The organism is Olivibacter sp. SA151 (assembly GCF_054130995.1).
In genome coordinates, this window is sequence record NZ_CP096391.1 from 412,859 (window position 1) to 428,933 (window position 16,075).

General features: G+C 41.8%; 13 protein-coding genes. 11 read left to right on the plus strand and 2 right to left on the minus strand.

All coding sequences use genetic code 11. The features are described from left to right. Nucleotides 1-77 precede the first annotated feature (77 nt). The 7 genes from M1D52_RS01550 (at nucleotide 78) to M1D52_RS01580 (ending at nucleotide 7,629) form a co-directional block, all read left to right on the plus strand. Nucleotides 78-1,235: an iron-containing alcohol dehydrogenase gene (locus M1D52_RS01550; protein WP_437393959.1), complete on the plus strand. Its 1,158-nt coding sequence runs from the start codon at nucleotides 78-80 to the stop codon at nucleotides 1,233-1,235. 57 nt (nucleotides 1,236-1,292) lie between these two features. Further along, nucleotides 1,293-2,231, plus strand: coding sequence for a dihydrodipicolinate synthase family protein (locus M1D52_RS01555; RefSeq protein ID WP_013664282.1), 939 nt, complete (start codon nucleotides 1,293-1,295; stop codon nucleotides 2,229-2,231). Next, nucleotides 2,224-3,264, plus strand: a complete 1,041-nt coding sequence (pdxA, locus tag M1D52_RS01560) for a 4-hydroxythreonine-4-phosphate dehydrogenase PdxA (RefSeq protein WP_130854848.1) — start codon at nucleotides 2,224-2,226, stop codon at nucleotides 3,262-3,264. The genes M1D52_RS01555 and pdxA overlap by 8 nt, the downstream gene beginning before the upstream one ends. Beyond that, nucleotides 3,261-4,415, plus strand: a complete 1,155-nt coding sequence (locus M1D52_RS01565) for a four-carbon acid sugar kinase family protein (RefSeq protein ID WP_437393958.1) — start codon at nucleotides 3,261-3,263, stop codon at nucleotides 4,413-4,415. The genes pdxA and M1D52_RS01565 overlap by 4 nt, the downstream gene beginning before the upstream one ends. Before the next feature lie 31 nt (nucleotides 4,416-4,446). After that, the gene (locus tag M1D52_RS01570; RefSeq protein WP_437393957.1) at nucleotides 4,447-6,099 is read left to right on the plus strand and encodes a sodium:solute symporter family protein; all 1,653 of its coding nucleotides are present in this window, start codon (nucleotides 4,447-4,449) and stop codon (nucleotides 6,097-6,099) included. Nucleotides 6,100-6,178: 79 nt separating this feature from the next. Continuing rightward, complete coding sequence (locus M1D52_RS01575) at nucleotides 6,179-6,682, plus strand: ligand-binding sensor domain-containing protein (protein ID WP_437393956.1); 504 nt, start codon at nucleotides 6,179-6,181, stop codon at nucleotides 6,680-6,682. A gap of 83 nt (nucleotides 6,683-6,765) precedes the next feature. Next, on the plus strand, nucleotides 6,766-7,629 hold the full coding sequence (locus tag M1D52_RS01580; RefSeq protein WP_437393955.1) for a glycoside hydrolase family 16 protein: 864 nt from the start codon (nucleotides 6,766-6,768) through the stop codon (nucleotides 7,627-7,629). 191 nt (nucleotides 7,630-7,820) lie between these two features. Here M1D52_RS01580 and M1D52_RS01585 read toward each other — a convergent pair whose 3' ends face one another. Next, complete coding sequence (locus M1D52_RS01585; protein WP_437393954.1) at nucleotides 7,821-9,404, minus strand: ABC-F family ATP-binding cassette domain-containing protein; 1,584 nt, start codon at nucleotides 9,402-9,404, stop codon at nucleotides 7,821-7,823. Between the two features lie 241 nt (nucleotides 9,405-9,645). Beyond that, on the minus strand, nucleotides 9,646-10,314 hold the full coding sequence (locus M1D52_RS01590; RefSeq protein ID WP_013664275.1) for an NAD(P)H-dependent oxidoreductase: 669 nt from the start codon (nucleotides 10,312-10,314) through the stop codon (nucleotides 9,646-9,648). 117 nt (nucleotides 10,315-10,431) lie between these two features. Here M1D52_RS01590 and M1D52_RS01595 point away from each other — a divergent pair, with 117 nt between their 5' ends. The 4 genes from M1D52_RS01595 to M1D52_RS01610 all read left to right on the plus strand — a co-directional run bounded on the left by M1D52_RS01595 (nucleotide 10,432) and on the right by M1D52_RS01610 (nucleotide 16,072). Next, a complete protein-coding gene (locus tag M1D52_RS01595; protein ID WP_013664274.1) occupies nucleotides 10,432-10,803 on the plus strand; it encodes a winged helix-turn-helix transcriptional regulator in 372 nt (123 codons plus the stop codon). A gap of 59 nt (nucleotides 10,804-10,862) precedes the next feature. Beyond that, on the plus strand, nucleotides 10,863-11,462 hold the full coding sequence (locus M1D52_RS01600; RefSeq protein WP_437393953.1) for an RNA polymerase sigma factor: 600 nt from the start codon (nucleotides 10,863-10,865) through the stop codon (nucleotides 11,460-11,462). Between the two features lie 68 nt (nucleotides 11,463-11,530). Beyond that, nucleotides 11,531-12,514 (plus strand): FecR family protein, encoded by a 984-nt coding sequence (locus M1D52_RS01605; RefSeq protein WP_437393952.1) that lies wholly within the window; start codon nucleotides 11,531-11,533, stop codon nucleotides 12,512-12,514. Nucleotides 12,515-12,583: 69 nt separating this feature from the next. Then, nucleotides 12,584-16,072, plus strand: a complete 3,489-nt coding sequence (locus M1D52_RS01610) for a SusC/RagA family TonB-linked outer membrane protein (RefSeq protein ID WP_437393951.1) — start codon at nucleotides 12,584-12,586, stop codon at nucleotides 16,070-16,072. Nucleotides 16,073-16,075 lie beyond the last annotated feature (3 nt).

A 16,075-nucleotide genomic window follows, 5' to 3' on the forward strand; every position in this document is an offset into this window, starting at 1 on the left:
AGCGGCCATTATAAACTTTTGGGACTTCTGGGGAAGACCCATTGAAATTCATATAGAAGCTGACAATTGCGTTTTTGATGATGACAGTTCTACGAGATATAAGTGTTAATTTTCCAAACAAGATACTTTTTGGAAGCGGATGTTTGAATCAAATAGCATCTGATATTGCGCCTTTAGGCCTAAAGAAGGTACTGATCGTCAGTATAGCGCCTTTATTGCCCACTATACAAAGCTTGATCAAGCAATTAGATAACATCGGGATACAAGTTTTTCTTCATACAGGAATAGAACAAGAACCTTCTTTCGATGATTTTAATCAGCTGATAAATAGCTATGTAGCGGAAGATATCGATGGTGTAATAGGTATTGGCGGTGGCAGCGTACTGGATATAGCAAAACTTGCAGCCGTGCAGTTAAAAAGTGATCAAAAGCTGGGAGCGATTGTCGGTAAAAATTTAATTCGAGAGAGACGGATTAAGCTAATCTGTGTACCAACCACTGCGGGTACGGGAAGTGAAGCTTCGCCTAATGCGATTTTTATCGATCCGGTCGACCATCAAAAAAAAGGAATAATCAGCCCTTTTTTGGTACCCGATCTAGTTTGTGTGGATCCTTTATTGACGCATAGCGTACCTGTAGGGGTAACCGCCGCTACCGGGCTTGATGCGCTTACACACTGCTTGGAAGCATATACGAATAAATTTGCTCATCCTTTTATCGATATATACGCTTTAGAAGGAATAAAGTTAATAGCAGCCAATTTAGTAAAGGCTGTTGAGGACGGTAGCCATGAGTTTGCTCGCGCGCAAGTAGCGATGGGAAGCTTATTCGGTGGGATTTGCCTTGGACCGGTCAATACGGCGGCCGTGCACGCCCTGGCTTATCCTTTAGGGACGCGTTTCCAAATAGCGCATGGCTTATCCAATGCGTTACTTCTACCCCATGTGATGACTTTTAACATTCCCGCAGCACCCGATCGTTACGCAGCGGTTGCGCTCGCATTGGGATGTGAAAAGTTAGCCGATGACCGAGGGACTGCTATGGCGGGTGTTGAAAAAATAAAGCAAATTATTCGAGCATGTAATCTTCCGGCTAGATTAAGAGATTTAAATATTCCGGAAACTTCGATACCTCAGTTGGCCGAAGATGCCATGAAAATAACAAGATTATTAGTAAACAATCCAAGGGAAATTACCATAGATGATGCAATATCTATTTATCGCGAGGCTTATTAAACGACTGACGCCTGAATGCCAAAATAGATAGATGTAAACAAAACAAAAGACTGACAGATGAAGACAAAAAAGAAATACCATGGTACCATTGTTCCCTTAGTAACACCCATAAATACAAAATATCAACTTGATAAAGAAGCGGTCGCCCGAATTTTGGAGAATTTAAAACAGTTCAATGCGTCTCCCTTTATTTTGGGTACAACCGGCGAGTCCGCATTGCTGACTAACCAATTGAAACTAGAGTATCTTGAAACAGTTGCCGGTATTCGATCAACTGAACATAAGCTATATGTTGGAATATCATCCAATTCAATGAAGGAAACCATTGATTTTTCGAAACGTTGTTTCGAGTTTGGCGCGGATGCGGTGGTTGCTACGCTTCCATTTTATTACAAGCTATCAGAACGTCAAATAAAGAAGTATTTTCTGCAATTAGCCGATCATGTGGACGGTCCAATGGTTATTTATAATATACCCGCTACCACCCATATGTCTATACCGCTAAATCTATTAGACGAGTTAAGTCTGCACGACAATATCGTAGCTACCAAAGATTCCGAACGATCAGAAGAACGTCTTCAGGAATCATTGTCTCGTTGGGCTGATAGGCCTGATTTTAGTCATCTGCTCGGTTGGGCTGCGAAGTCCGCGTATGCACTTTTACATGGTAGCGACGGTTTGGTACCTAGTACGGGGAATTTAGCGCCTTCCATTTACGACGAAATGTACAAGGCCATTGCTGAAGGCTCCGAAGAGAAAGCATACTATTATCAACGACAATCGGACCTATTGGGCGATCTTTATCAAAAAGGAAGAACCTTAGGCGAATCTCTATGGGCGCTAAAAATCCTGATGCAATCAGTTGGTTTATGTGAACCCCATGTGATGCCGCCGCTTCAAGGGTCATCCACAGAAGAAATCAATCTTTTAAAGGAGTCGTTTCAGCAACTTATTAAGGAAGAAGGAATAAAACTGAATATTTATAATCATGTCTGAGAAGCCAATTATTGGAATTACTATGGGCGATCCGGCTAGTATCGGGCCTGAAATTGCCGTTAAGGCGCTACTATCAAAAAAAGTCTATGATGCATGCCGACCGCTACTGATAGGAAATGCCAACGTATTTCAACATATCATAAATGCATTGGATATTCAGGTTTCAATCCATTCAATACAACATATAGAAGACGCAAAGTTTATTTATGGCCAACTGGATGTATATGATTTGGGACCTGTTGATTTAAATGCGATTCATTTTGGACAAGTGTCGGCTGCGGCGGGAGATGCTGCCTTTCGATCGGTAAAAAAGGTGATTGAATTGGCGATGGACGGTCAGATTGATGCCACGGTGACAGGCCCCATTAATAAAAAATCGATTAGTGAAGCTGGGCATCAATATCCCGGACATACCGAAATCTATGCACATTATACCAATACCAAAAAATATGCGATGCTATTGGTAGAAGAGCAAATGCGCGTTATTCACGTATCAACACACGTTTCCCTCCGTCAAGCCTGTGATCTGGTAAAGAAGGATCGTATTTTAGAGGTGATTGAATTGCTTCAAAACGGGCTGATCAGTTTAGGCTTAAGAAATTTAAAGATCGGTGTGGCCGGCCTTAATCCACATGCAGGCGATTCAGGACTGTTCGGAACGGAAGACGACGAAGAGATTGCCCCTGCTGTAGCGGAGGCAGGGCAGCTTGGATATGATGTGGAGGGGCCTGTACCTGCAGATACCCTGTTTTCCAAGGCCGCTACCGGCTATTACGGAGGAATTGTAGCCATGTATCATGATCAAGGCCATATTCCCTTTAAATTAACCGGATTCAAATGGAATCCTGAAAAGAAGCAGATGGATAGCGTGAAGGGAGTTAATATCACCATGGGATTGCCCATTATTCGCACGTCCGTGGATCACGGTACGGCCTTTGAAATCGCAGGCAAGGGTATTGCCAGTGAGGACGCGATGCTCTTGGCGATCGAAGCAGCAACACAATTAGCATTAAACAAAGTGTCTAGCACATGATTATTGTAATCGCAGATGATTTAACCGGAGCCACTGAATTAGGAGGGGTCGCCCTACGTTATAACCTTCAGGTAGAAATTACGAATCAAATAGACGTTTCTATAACTTCGGGAACCGATCTGTTGGTAATCAATACAGACACGCGGTCAATGGCTATAGAGCAGGCGATGGAGCGGTTGGACAACGTACTGAGATGGATAAAGACGCTTTCCTTTACACATATATTTAAAAAGATAGATTCTGTATTAAGAGGACATATAGTTGCTGAGCTTACAACGCAAATGCTTGCTATTGGTGCCAAACGGGCATTATTACTCCCTGCTAATCCACGGTTAGGCCGGACAATCCGAAAGGGAAAATACTATGTGCAAGATAAACCAATTCATGAGACGGCTTTTTCGTGCGATCCCGAATTTCCTGTTAAAAATGCCAATGTCTTGGAAATGCTTGGAGCGCAAGGAGACGTGCAGATAAAATCATGGAGTGACACGTTACCTGCACATGGCCTTGTTGTAGGCGAAATAGCGACAGAACAGGACATTAGTAAATGGGTACAAATTGCACCGGAGGATACCCTGCTTGCAGGCGGGTCTTCCGCATTTATTGCTTTTCTTGAGCATAAAGCAAAGGCATTAAGGTGCGAACCATTGGAGGAAAATAAGTCATTTACAGGATTCAGGAGACCTTCATTATACATCTGCGGAAGCAATTACGAGAAAAGTATACAAAGAATTAAGGCTTGGCGTATGGTGAATGAACCTGTTTGCTACCTTCCGATCAGTAAACCGGGGGAAAATATGGATGAAGAAGAGCTCTACCGTTGGATGGAACGGGTGAAGGCTGCGCTAATGCATCATCAAAAAGCAATAATCGCCTTTGATAATGAGCTAGTATCCAGTATGCCATTAACTCCAAGCTTCTTAAGGATAAGCATGGCAAAAATTGTCGATCGCCTCTTGAATGAAGTCACCATCCAAGAACTGATAATAGAAGGGGGAGCCACGGCCGGAACGATATTAGCACATCGGCAGATCGGACAATTAAAACCAGTGGAAGAATTAGCTCCAGGGGTAATTCGCTGTAGCATATATAAAGAGCCAAAAATATGGATAACTTTAAAACCGGGTAGTTACAACTGGTATACGCTATAGCACAAATACTAACACTAAAACAACCAACATTATGACAAAAACTGCATTAGGGGCGGTGGATTATGGTATCATAGTTATCGTTATTATGATAACCCTGTATATGGGGATGCGCTATGCAAAAAATCAAACGTCTACGCACTCATTTTTTTCGGCAAGGGGTAGGGTTCCGTCGTGGGCTATCGGTATTTCGCTCTTGGCCACGCTGATAAGCAGTGTCACTTTTCTCGGCTACCCAAGCGAAGGATTCACATCCAACTGGATTTTATTAGTCCAAGGGTTAATGGTGCCAATTGTATTGCTGCTTAGTATATGGTTTATCGTACCTATGTACAGAAAGGTAATCGGATTAAGCACCTATGAATATTTTGAAAAGCGCTTCGGATCATTCGCCCGTTATTACAGTTCCATTGCCTTTGTTCTGCGCCAATTCTCCGGAATGGGGACCGTGTTATACCTATTGGCAGTTGCTTTAAGTAGTATGACAGGAGCCAATACTTTTTGGGTAATCGCCGGTACCGGGGCTATTATCATTACTATTAATTTGCTTGGTGGTTTGGAGGCCGTTATCTGGTTAGATGTTTTTCAGGGATTTATGCTGTTTTTAAGCGGAATCATCTGTCTGCTATTGATATTCTTTGCCGTTGATGGCGGTGCTAAACAAGTATGGCATATTGCCCAAATGAATCATCGAACCGGCTTCGGACCTTATGACTTCGATTTTAAAAATCTGACCTTCATCGTCGTTGCCATTAATGGCTTATTTTATGGAATACAAAAATACGGCACTGACCAAACGGTTGTTCAGCGATACTTAACTGCTAAGACAGACAAGGGAGCTATTGGAGCTTCGCTATTAGGTATCTTACTTACCGTACCCGTTTGGGCGCTGTTCATGTTCATTGGAACTGCCTTATTTGCATACTATACTCAGCAACCGCTACCAGCAAATGTAAATGCCAATAGTGTGTTCCCCTATTTTATTATGACCGAACTGCCAACAGGTGTTGTGGGGTTTGTGTTAGCGGCCATGATCTCTGCTGCAATTTGTAGTTTAAGTGCCGATCTTAACTCCTTGGCAGCAGTAGGGGTAGAAGATTACTATAAAAAGATAAAACCGGGAAAAACAGATCGTATCTATTTAGCTAGTAGTAGATGGATTGTAGTATTATCGGGCATCATTACCATCATAATAGGCTTCGTATATGCTTATTTGGGAAGTGAAGGGATTTTAGGGGTTATTTTTACATTATATGCTATATTTTCAGGTGGCATTGTCGGAATCTTTTTGTTAGGGCTGTTTTCAAGTAGGGCCAATGAAAAAGGCGTTAATATTGCTATTGTAACATGTATATTTTTCACAGCTTATGCACTTTTAACGTCAACGGAAGTCGGTATAGGAGATAATAAGTACAAACTGCTGGATTTAGGCACCTTTAATTTTACCCATCACAAGCTTATGCTTGGTGTATATAGCCATATTCTGGTGGTCGTAGTAGGCTATATTAGCAGCCTATTCTTTCCAAAACCGTCAATCAATGAAAATTTGCTTTACAGTGGCTGGTTGAAGCTAAGAAGGGAGAGAAAGCAACAACAACAAGCTCATACCGTGATAAGCGAAAAGCTTAAAGAAGGGGGTGAAACCTCTGCAAGAGAAAACGGGAAGCGAAAGCTCTTTGTTGGCTAACCTGATCACCGGATAAAGCTATTTGATTTTAGCGAGTTAATTCCTATGTTTGGGTAAAACTAATATCAAGCCTAAAGATATGTTTTATTTTTACCCTTCAAGCGGAAAGAAACCGGTCATTTTAATTTTATTGATAATTGTTTCTTTGACAGTTAATGCGCAGTTTAAGCGTATCGGTTTAAAGGAGGGTTTATCCAATAATTCCGTTACCACGATTTTCCAAGATCGATATGGATTTATGTGGGTGGGTACTTTTGATGGTTTAAACCAATATGATGGCTATCAGTTTAGGACTTTCAAAAACAGCCTTGATGATTCTTTATCCTTACCAAACAATAGAGTATCAGCCATCGAAGAAGATGGCGCCGCTAATCTTTGGGTAGGAACCAAAATGGGCGTTTATCGTCTCGATAAATCCAAATGGAGTTTCTTCCCTCTTTTTTATAGGGAGGAAAACAAACCAATCAACCTTACCGAGCATTTTCTGATTTCTTCGTCCGATGGTCAGTCAACGGAGACCTCACCTATTTATCAAAATCCGGGATGGCCCGTTACAGCTGGCGCGGGGCCTATTGGCTATTAAAATAAGAACTCCGCCAAAGATTTTTAAATTTAGTACTAATAATAAACTGGTAACGATAAACCAAGATACAAAACTGACATAGAATGAATAATTATATAGAACTTTTAGCCATCATATTTACAATTAGTTTTTCCTCTGTTTTTGCGCAACGTGTCGTAAATGATCTTGTAGGAAAATATGAAAAGGAGGGATACCATTTAGTTTGGTCGGACGAGTTTGACCAGACCGGAGTACCCGATACGGCTAACTGGAAATTCGAGGAAGGCTTTGTCAGGAACAAAGAGAAACAGTGGTATCAAAAAGACAACGCTTGGTGCGATGGCGGGTTATTGATTATTGAAGCACGTAGAGAAGACAAAGCCAATCCGAATTATAATGCGGATAGCAAGCAATGGAGCGAAAGCAGATCAAAAATAACGCATACTTCTTCCTCAATCAATACCCGCGGTTTGCATAGCTGGCAATATGGCCGTTTTGAAATGAGAGGACGAATTAATATCAGTGCCGGACTTTGGCCGGCTTTTTGGACTTTAGGCATTTCAAAGCAATGGCCATCTAATGGTGAGATTGATATCATGGAATACTACAAAGGTAATATCCTTGCCAATATTGCTTGCGGCACCGATCAGCCCTACCAGGCGAAATGGTATAGTAAAACAAAAGCGGTAAAAGAATTAGGGGGCAAAAAGTGGGCATCAGAATTCCACGTGTGGCGAATGGATTGGGATGAAGAAGCAATTGCTTTATACGTAGACGATATCCTATTGAATAAGGTTCCATTGGACGAATTGGTGAATCGAGATGGCTCGGGCTTTAACCCATTTAAGCAGCCTCATTATATCCTGCTGAATCTGGCGATGGGCGGGATCAATGGAGGAGATTTAGGAAATACCCAATTCCCTAATCGTTTTGTAGTCGATTATGTACGAGTTTATCAAAAAAAGTGAATTTATCGCTTCACGATAAAAGATAAAGCAACATCATGGCGGTGCCCGACTTGAAATGTTGAAGCGATATCTTAGCTTTATTGGCTTCGGTATTGATACAGGCGGATTCGTGCTAAATAGATTTAATAAATGAACGAATAATTTATTCGGTTAGGCTTAAAAGATAAAACCAGCCACCTGTGGACCGCCGCCTATAAATAAATCGTTCGCTCAATGCCGATCTGCTCCAAAAAGTAGGTATCGTGTGATACTACAATCAGCGTGCCCCTATACTCCTTGATCGCTATGGTTAATATCTCAATATTTTGGATGTCCAGGTTATTGGTTGGCTCATCAAGTATAATTACATCCGGAGAATTGTTGCCTAGATTAAGGCAACACAGTATCAATCGCATCCTTTCGCCACCACTTAAGGTGCTACAAGGCTTGTTCCAATCATCTTTTGTAAATAAAAAGCGATTGAGACGAACCTTAACTTCATGCTCCTCGAGGGCAGCTTCGTTATATCTTTGTGCTTGTTCATATACCGTGAGCTCATTCCGGATTAGTGAGTAATCTTGATCTATGTAAATTGCCTTGTTGATCGCTCGCCAAGTGTTACCCAAAGAAGGACTTAATTGTCCCAAAATAATATTGATTAAAGTCGTTTTTCCTGAACCGTTCGAACCCGCTAGGTTAATGCGCTCTCCGCTGGCGATCTGAAAGCTTAAATTTTTTCTCCAAAGTTGATGCTCCTTGTAAGCGAAGTTGATATCGACGGCCGTAAATAGTAATTTCCCTTTATGCAGCACAGAATCTTCGAAACCAAGCTTTATTTTATCTAGGTCGGCTACAGCCGAACGTAAGGTGTGTAACTCTTGCGAAATACCGTCGATTTTCTCTGTGTGTACGCTTTTAATTTTGGAACTGCTCTTCTCCGCATTGTTTCTTAATGTATTCATCATAATGCGCGCAATACCTGCTTTTTCCTGTTTCTTCTTTCCACGCGCATCCAATTTCTGTTGTCTTTCTATAGTTTCCCGTTCGCGCTCTTTAGCTTTACGTAGCGCTTTCTCCTTACTTTTGATATCCTGATTTAACGCTATCGTTTCTGTATTCTTCTGATCGATATAAAAATCGTAATTCCCTCCGTATACAGCGATACCTTGTTTATTCAATTCGCAAACCGTATTCAACAAGTTCAATAGTGTTCTGTCATGGCTTACTATAAGCAGCGTGCTCGAAGTGGATTCGATAAACTCATAAAGTAATTTTCGACTTACAGCATCTAAATGATTGCTGGGTTCGTCGAGCAGTATGAAATCTGGTTGGTGAATGGAGATTCCTGCTAGGAAAACTTTTGTTCGCTGTCCACCACTTAAAGTATCCATCCCTTGTTCCAAGTTTAAGTCTTTGAGCTGCCAGCGATCCAAAACCTCTCTACAACGTTCATCAATGGTCCAGTCGTCAGCTAACAAATCCATCAGTTCTTCCGTAGCTCGTCCTTCTAGTATCTCTCTTAAGGCATGTAGTTTTTCTTCGACACGCAAAGCCTGGGCAATAGTCAGGTGATTGAATTGTCCAAAGATCTGAGGAACGTAATAAGGACTTGTGACCGTCATCACCTCTCCGGTAGCTTTCAGTTCGCCGCTGATAATTTTAAGTAACGTAGATTTTCCGGAACCGTTATTACCGATCAAGGCGATTTTATCGTGATTGTTTACCGTCAGATTAATGTTATCAAACAGCAATTCTTTGTCCGGATGTATATAGGAAACATTTCGTAGGATAAGCATGAATTTCTTTCTTAAAGGGTACAAGCATAGACCTGGTTGCTATTATTGGCAACGCATGTTCATTTGTTATTGAAAGAAATTAAATCCTACATTTAATGCCTTGTATGGTTTATGATGCAAATATATAATTTTTGTAATGACTATAAAAGTACATTCTTTCTAAGCCAAAGTGTCATGCCGGAAAAATAACCCTGATCTACCCTGATTGAGCAAAAAGATCGCGTGAAGGCTTGGACGTGTCTTAGTATTCTCCAACCGAGATAGCTTGCTCTTCGAAAATTTGAATTAGTCGTTCACTCCAGATTTCAAGTTCACGCTCACGATCCGCTGGCGATAACCTTGCAGGGCCGTAGACGACGTGAGGAGACAGTACCTCGAAACCGGTAAATTCAAAAATCCCCCGATGAAGCGGACGCAGGATTCCTGCAAGATCCCCGTTAAAACCACCTTTTAGATAATCGCTCTTACCGCCGCCTGTAGTAAGCGATAGTAAAGCCTTTTTATTACTAAAGACGCCCTTTTCATAAATGCGACCGTTCCCATAGAAGCGTCCCATAGCAAATACACGGTCCACCCATCCCTTTAAAATAGCAGGTACACTAAACCACCAAAGCGGAAATTGCCAGATCATCAAGTCACACCATTCAACCTTTTGTTGTTCTGCCTCAATGTCGTCAGCAAAGCCGTTTGTTTTCGTGGCATGGACTTCCTCTAATTGCTGTTTATAAAATTCCGGATTGTGAACGCTGACAAAATTGCTTCGATCTGAGATAGCGTTAAAACGCATTTCGTATAAATCAGATACCTTTACTTCATGCCCGGCTTTGGTAAGGGTATCGATGGCCATTTTAAACAAGGCTCCGTTCATGCTTTGAGGTTCCGGATGTGCATATACAATGAGAATTTTCATACAAATAATATTTATGTTTTAATAAAGCGTCGACAAAATTATTGGCTGATCCTTATATTTGCCAGTATGCAACCCTTTGTATGAGGCACACAAAATTGTAAGTAATGAGTTTGCATAATGAGTAAGAGAAAGCCTACATCCACCAATAGCATTAACCGAGAAAAGTTGATAGACTTTTGCGGCATGATGTATGCGGTTGATATGTTGGGAGGACGATGGAAGCTGATCATTCTATATAAACTTGAAAAAAAGACACTACGTTTTAGTGAGCTAAAAAAAATTATTCCCGGCATTACCGATCGTATGTTGACTTTGCATTTACAGGAACTGGAAAGAGATGGATTGGTCGAACGTACAGTTTACGCAGAGGTCCCGCCTCGGGTCGACTATCGACTCACAGCAAGCGCGCAAGCGCTTATCCCCATTTGGCAACAACTCGAACAATGGGGAGTGGCGCACAAACAATGCAGAGAAGAACGAGATTCTTAGCTTAAGATTTAACGTTGCCATAATATAGACCCCTTATCTTTGCTATAAGAGTTAATTGAATGCAACCTGTCCTGGAAACATGCGAAAAGGCCTTAATCGAAAGCATGCGGAACGATGACGCCGCGGCTTTTGAGCAGCTCTTCGAACGATATTGGGAGCACCTTTATCAGCGAGCTTATTATAGGCTCCGAAGTCGGGAACTGGCCGAAGACCTTGTACAAGATGTTTTTGCTGATTTTTGGATTCAACGGCACAATTTACAGATTCAAAGCGATCTCGGAGGCTATCTCGGCGCTATGCTTAAATATAAAATTATTCGTTGGGCAAGCCAACAAGAACGCGAGGAGGAATTGCATGCGCACTTATTTCAGCGAATGAAAGAGATCGAAGACGGTGTTATTAGTCTTCTAGAAGTTGCATCCCTACAACAAACCATAAATGAGGCAGTGCGAGCCTTTCCGGAAAACATGCGGAGAGTTTTTCTGCTGCGTATGCAAGACTATACGATAGGTGAGATAGCCGAAGTATTGCAACTAGCCGACCAAACCATTCGAAACAACCACACGGAAGCGCTGCGACGGTTGAAAACCAAACTCATTGAGTCGCATCCCCATTTGCCTATTTATTCTTTACTGACAATCCTGTTTACAAAAACTTAACAATTTAACCATCTTTTCTTGAAGTATAGATCGTGCACTTTATACACTATAGTATAAAATCAGCAGGTGTGAAATTTAGTGTATATAAAGATTTATTGAAAAGATATTATGCAGGTGAGAGCACCAAAGTGGAGCGGCAGCTTGTAGACATATGGTACGATTCATTTGAAGAGGAGAGAGCGGTGGCGGAAGTTCGCCCCGGCGAAGAAGAAAAGTTACGTGTAAAAGAACGTTTGAGAAAACATATTGACGCGAATAAGCAGGAGGAGCCAAAGCTTAAACGTAATAAGCAAAAACGTCTTGCACCATGGTTGAGAGTCGCGGCGGCAGTTATCATGTTGATCCTCGGAATCACTTGGTTCAAGCCTACTGATTTTGGTCTACCGTCCCGTAAATACCGTACCAAAGAGCCGATTGTGATGCACTTTTCTACCAACTCGGGAGAATATAAAACAGTAAAACTTTCGGACGGCTCTGTCGTGACGTTAAATGCTAATTCGTCATTGGTGTTGAAAGATGGTTATGGAGAAAAACAACGTTTTGTTCAGCTGCGAGGGGAGGCATTTTTTGAAATCCGGCCACTTGCTGATCGCCCTTTCTGGGTACAAACGGATGAGTTGTTTATACAGGTTTTAGGTACATCTTTTAACGTAAAAGCGTATGATTACAGGCCTAAAGCAGAAATAACAGTTAGCACCGGTCGTGTACAGGTAAGCAGTGAAAATAAGGGGCAATCATTGCTGTTGCATAGAGGTGATGGATATATATATGATCGGGCAAATAAGCGATTCAGAAAGAAAGCTGTTCCCGCTACGCTGGCTTGGCGCGGCGGGTCAATATCCTTAGCGCAGGTGTCTTTTTCAGAGCTGGCGCTGTGTTTTCGCGATGTCTATGGGATATCCTTGATCAGTACCGACGCAGCTGTGCTAAGTCATCGGTACACGCTCAAACTGAAGTATGAACGGAGTGCTTCACAAACATTGGAGATTATCTGCCATATGTTGAACAAACAATACAGAAAGGAGGCGAATGGATCCTTGAATATCTTCTAATACATTAAGGATAGCTTCCGTAAAGGAAGTAATATCAATCAATCTTTAAAAATTCAACCCTTAACTCAAATGAAATTAATACGCTGGCGCTTTAAATTGCCAATACTACAATCGCTCGCATTACTAGTTAATATGTGCGCGGTAATTACAATGGCTTCGGCAAATAAACCCGAACAAGGACTTGAGAAGCGAATTCATCTCTCTTTTAATAAAGTAAATGCTTATACACTGCTGAAGGAAATCGAACGAAAGGCATCTGTCGATTTTGCATTTACAGAAGACGTCCAACTGGAAAAGTTGGTTTTCAGTCATATACATTATCAAAATAGTAAACTATCCGAAATACTGTCTGATCTATTTAAAGCAGAAAAAATTGTTTTTGAAGAACAAGCCGGCACTATTTCACTTCGCCGTGTTCAACAGGGATTAGCCGTTAACGGGCAAGTGCGTGATGCTACTAGCGGTAGTCCTGTCATCGGCGCAAATATACAGGTGAAGGGCACATCTCAGCGAGCGGCTACCGATCATAATGGTCATTATCAATTGCAAGTTCCAACTTCACAAAGCGTACTTGTTTTTAGTTATATTGGTTATCGGTCACATGAAGTAACTGTCAATGGGCAGGCCCGAATCGACGTGACTTTGCAAGAAGATAACAACCCTTTGAACGAGGTGGTTGTTACTGCCTTAGGAATATCGAGGGAAGCAAAATCGATTGGTTTTTCTCAGCAGAAAGTAGAAGGCCAAACCATTCAAGAATCTCACGAAACGAATTTGCTTAATACCTTGAATGGAAGAGTGGCAGGTGTGCGCATCACCAATTCGAGTGGCGGAATTGGCTCCTCCGCCAACATACAAATTCGTGGACAAAATTTTGTGAGTGGTTACAATTATAATAACTCGCCCTTATTTGTTGTAGACGGCGTTCCTATCAGTAACAATAATGAGCAGTCGACCAGGGCTTATACTGGAAGGCAAGATTTTAATAATCCGAATTTCACTGCCGGAGAAGGAGAAGTAGATTATGGAAATGCGGCGGGAGAACTTGACCCCAATGATATTGAGAGCATAACCGTTTTAAAAGGACCAAATGCTGCGGCGCTTTATGGTTCGCGTGCAGCAAACGGCGTTGTATTAATTACTACCAAGTCGGGCAAGGGAACAAAGGGTGTTGGCGTTAGTTTCAATTCGCAAGCGAGCGCAGAGACTCCACTTAAATTACCGGATTATCAGTACGAATATGGCCAGGGCCGCGATGGCGAATATAGCTATGTAGACGGCATGGGAGGCGGCTTAAACGATAATGTGATGGAAAACTGGGGGCCACGCCTGAATGGCCAGCTAATTCCGCAATTTGACTCACCAATCGATCCAGCTACAGGGCAGCGTATACCTACTTCCTTTATTGCCTATCCAAATCAATTGAAAGACTTTTTTCAAACAGGACAAACTTTCACTAATAATTTAGCTATAGCGGGAAGTAATGAAAAGTTAAATTTCCGATTTTCTTATACAAATACCTCTCAGCGCGGAATTGTACCGAATACCGATTTAAGTCGTAATGCTGTTGGGTTAAATGCAGGTTATGCTATTACTCCTAAGTTAAAAATAGATGTGAATATGAACTATGTTAATTCAGGAAGTGATAACCGCGCAAGTTATGGTGCCAAGAATGAGGATGCCATCATGAAAATCTTCCTATATATGCCTCGAAATGTGAACATAAATAGCTTGCGTAATTATTGGGCAGATGGTTCATTGCGAACGAGGCAACTTTCGCCCATTTGGGGTTTAAACAGCAGTCGATTAAACAATCCTTATTTTGTTGCTTACGAAAATCTAAACGGTAACAACCGTGATCGGGTTTACGGTAATGTAAAGTTTACCTATAACTTCTTGCCGAACTTAAGCCTCATGCTGCGTACCGGTCGTGATTTCTATAATGATAAGCGTACGATGCGTCATGCAGTGTCATCGGCACAATATGTTAATGGATATTATCAGGAAGATGATGTTTATTTTCTTGAAACGAATCATGATGCCTTACTTTCTTATCATACCAAGATCAACGACGATTTTAGCGTAAATGCATCCTTGGGAGGGAATTTGATGAATCAGGAATCAAAACGGCTCGGCGCTATTGTAGATCGTCTATCAATTCCCAATGTGTACAACCTGACGAATAACGCTTCTCCCATTGTGTCAGGTAATATTCGTCAACAAAAAAAAATAAATTCAGTTTATGGAACTGCTCAGGTTGGCTATAAAGACGCTCTTTTTTTAGATCTCACCGGGAGAAACGACTGGTCAAGTGCATTACCAAAACAAAATAGATCTTATTTCTATCCATCGGCATCCCTCAGTTTGGTGGCAACTGAACTTTTCGGTTGGCGTAGCGACGCCTTAAGCTATTTAAAACTTCGCAGTAGCCTTTCTTCGGTAAGGCGAGATCTCGAGCCCTACCAGACGATGCCAAATTTCCAGGTTACACAGGGATGGAATGGTGAGACGGTTGCTGTACACAATAATAATTATCCCAATCCGGACATTCGGCCCGAGAAAGTTAGCTCATATGAATTTGGTTTTGATTCAAGATTTTTCAATAACCGCTTGGGGATCGACTTTACTTATTATAGAAGCACTACCACCGATCTGATTATTCCCGTTACGCTAAACCCTTCGGCAGGATACGATACGAAGTTAATGAATGTAGGTAAAATGAAGAATAATGGTGTTGAACTAATGATAGATGTAACCCCCATAAGAACGAATCAATTTAGTTGGAACGTAAATGTGAACTTTGGGCTAAATAGAAACCGAGTGCTCTACTTGGCGGAAGATTTAGGCATTTCGCGTATCCGTCAGCTTGAGCGTTGGGCATCTTTGGAAATGCGTACCGAAAATACAAAAGGTGATGGTTCTTTCGGCTCTCTGTACGGTGATTACCTGATTTATCAGAACGGTACACTGACGCATCGTAACGGTTTACCCCAAGAAGAAAATGGCGACTGGGGATACTTGGGTAATGTGAATCCTGATTATACCGGAGGGATTACTAACCAATTTTCCTATCGCAATTTTGACCTCAGCTTCCTCTTCGGATTTCAGAAAGGAGGTGTTGTACATTCACGTACTTATATTGAGGGAATCAATAGTGGCTCTTTGAAGGAATCCTTAGTAAATCGGGATGCAAATGGTGGTGGTACAATGATTGGTGAAGGGGTTGATATTGATACGGGCGAACCGAACGATACAGAAGTTACGGTGCGTAACTATTGGCGAGCTTACTATAACAATGACCGTATTGCCACTTTTGATGCTTCTTATATAAAACTGAGGGAGGTGAAAATTACATACCGACTGCCCGAAAAATTACTGACGCGTACACCGATAAGACAGGCAAGCTTTTCGCTAGTGGGACGTAACCTTGTCCTATGGTCGGACGTGCCCAACATTGATCCTGAAGTATCCGGTTACGATGGCCAATTTCAGGGTTTAGAAGCCTTTTCACTTCCTTCACTACGTAGCTTTGGCGCTGCGTTAAATATTAACTTTTAGAGA

Excerpts from the sequence above, each read along its gene's own strand:
- pdxA (WP_130854848.1), top strand. The coding sequence starts at position 2,224 with ATGTCTGAGAAGCCAATTATTGGAATTACTATGGGCGATCCGGCTAGT.
- M1D52_RS01565 (WP_437393958.1), top strand. The coding sequence starts at position 3,261 with ATGATTATTGTAATCGCAGATGATTTAACCGGAGCCACTGAATTAGGA.
- M1D52_RS01550 (WP_437393959.1), top strand. The coding sequence starts at position 78 with ATGATGACAGTTCTACGAGATATAAGTGTTAATTTTCCAAACAAGATA.
- M1D52_RS01580 (WP_437393955.1), top strand. The coding sequence starts at position 6,766 with ATGAATAATTATATAGAACTTTTAGCCATCATATTTACAATTAGTTTT.
- M1D52_RS01600 (WP_437393953.1), top strand. The coding sequence starts at position 10,863 with ATGCAACCTGTCCTGGAAACATGCGAAAAGGCCTTAATCGAAAGCATG.
- M1D52_RS01575 (WP_437393956.1), top strand. The coding sequence starts at position 6,179 with ATGTTTTATTTTTACCCTTCAAGCGGAAAGAAACCGGTCATTTTAATT.
- M1D52_RS01555 (WP_013664282.1), top strand. The coding sequence starts at position 1,293 with ATGAAGACAAAAAAGAAATACCATGGTACCATTGTTCCCTTAGTAACA.
- M1D52_RS01595 (WP_013664274.1), top strand. The coding sequence starts at position 10,432 with ATGAGTAAGAGAAAGCCTACATCCACCAATAGCATTAACCGAGAAAAG.
- M1D52_RS01570 (WP_437393957.1), top strand. The coding sequence starts at position 4,447 with ATGACAAAAACTGCATTAGGGGCGGTGGATTATGGTATCATAGTTATC.
- M1D52_RS01585 (WP_437393954.1), bottom strand. The coding sequence starts at position 9,404 with ATGCTTATCCTACGAAATGTTTCCTATATACATCCGGACAAAGAATTG.
- M1D52_RS01610 (WP_437393951.1), top strand. The coding sequence starts at position 12,584 with ATGAAATTAATACGCTGGCGCTTTAAATTGCCAATACTACAATCGCTC.
- M1D52_RS01590 (WP_013664275.1), bottom strand. The coding sequence starts at position 10,314 with ATGAAAATTCTCATTGTATATGCACATCCGGAACCTCAAAGCATGAAC.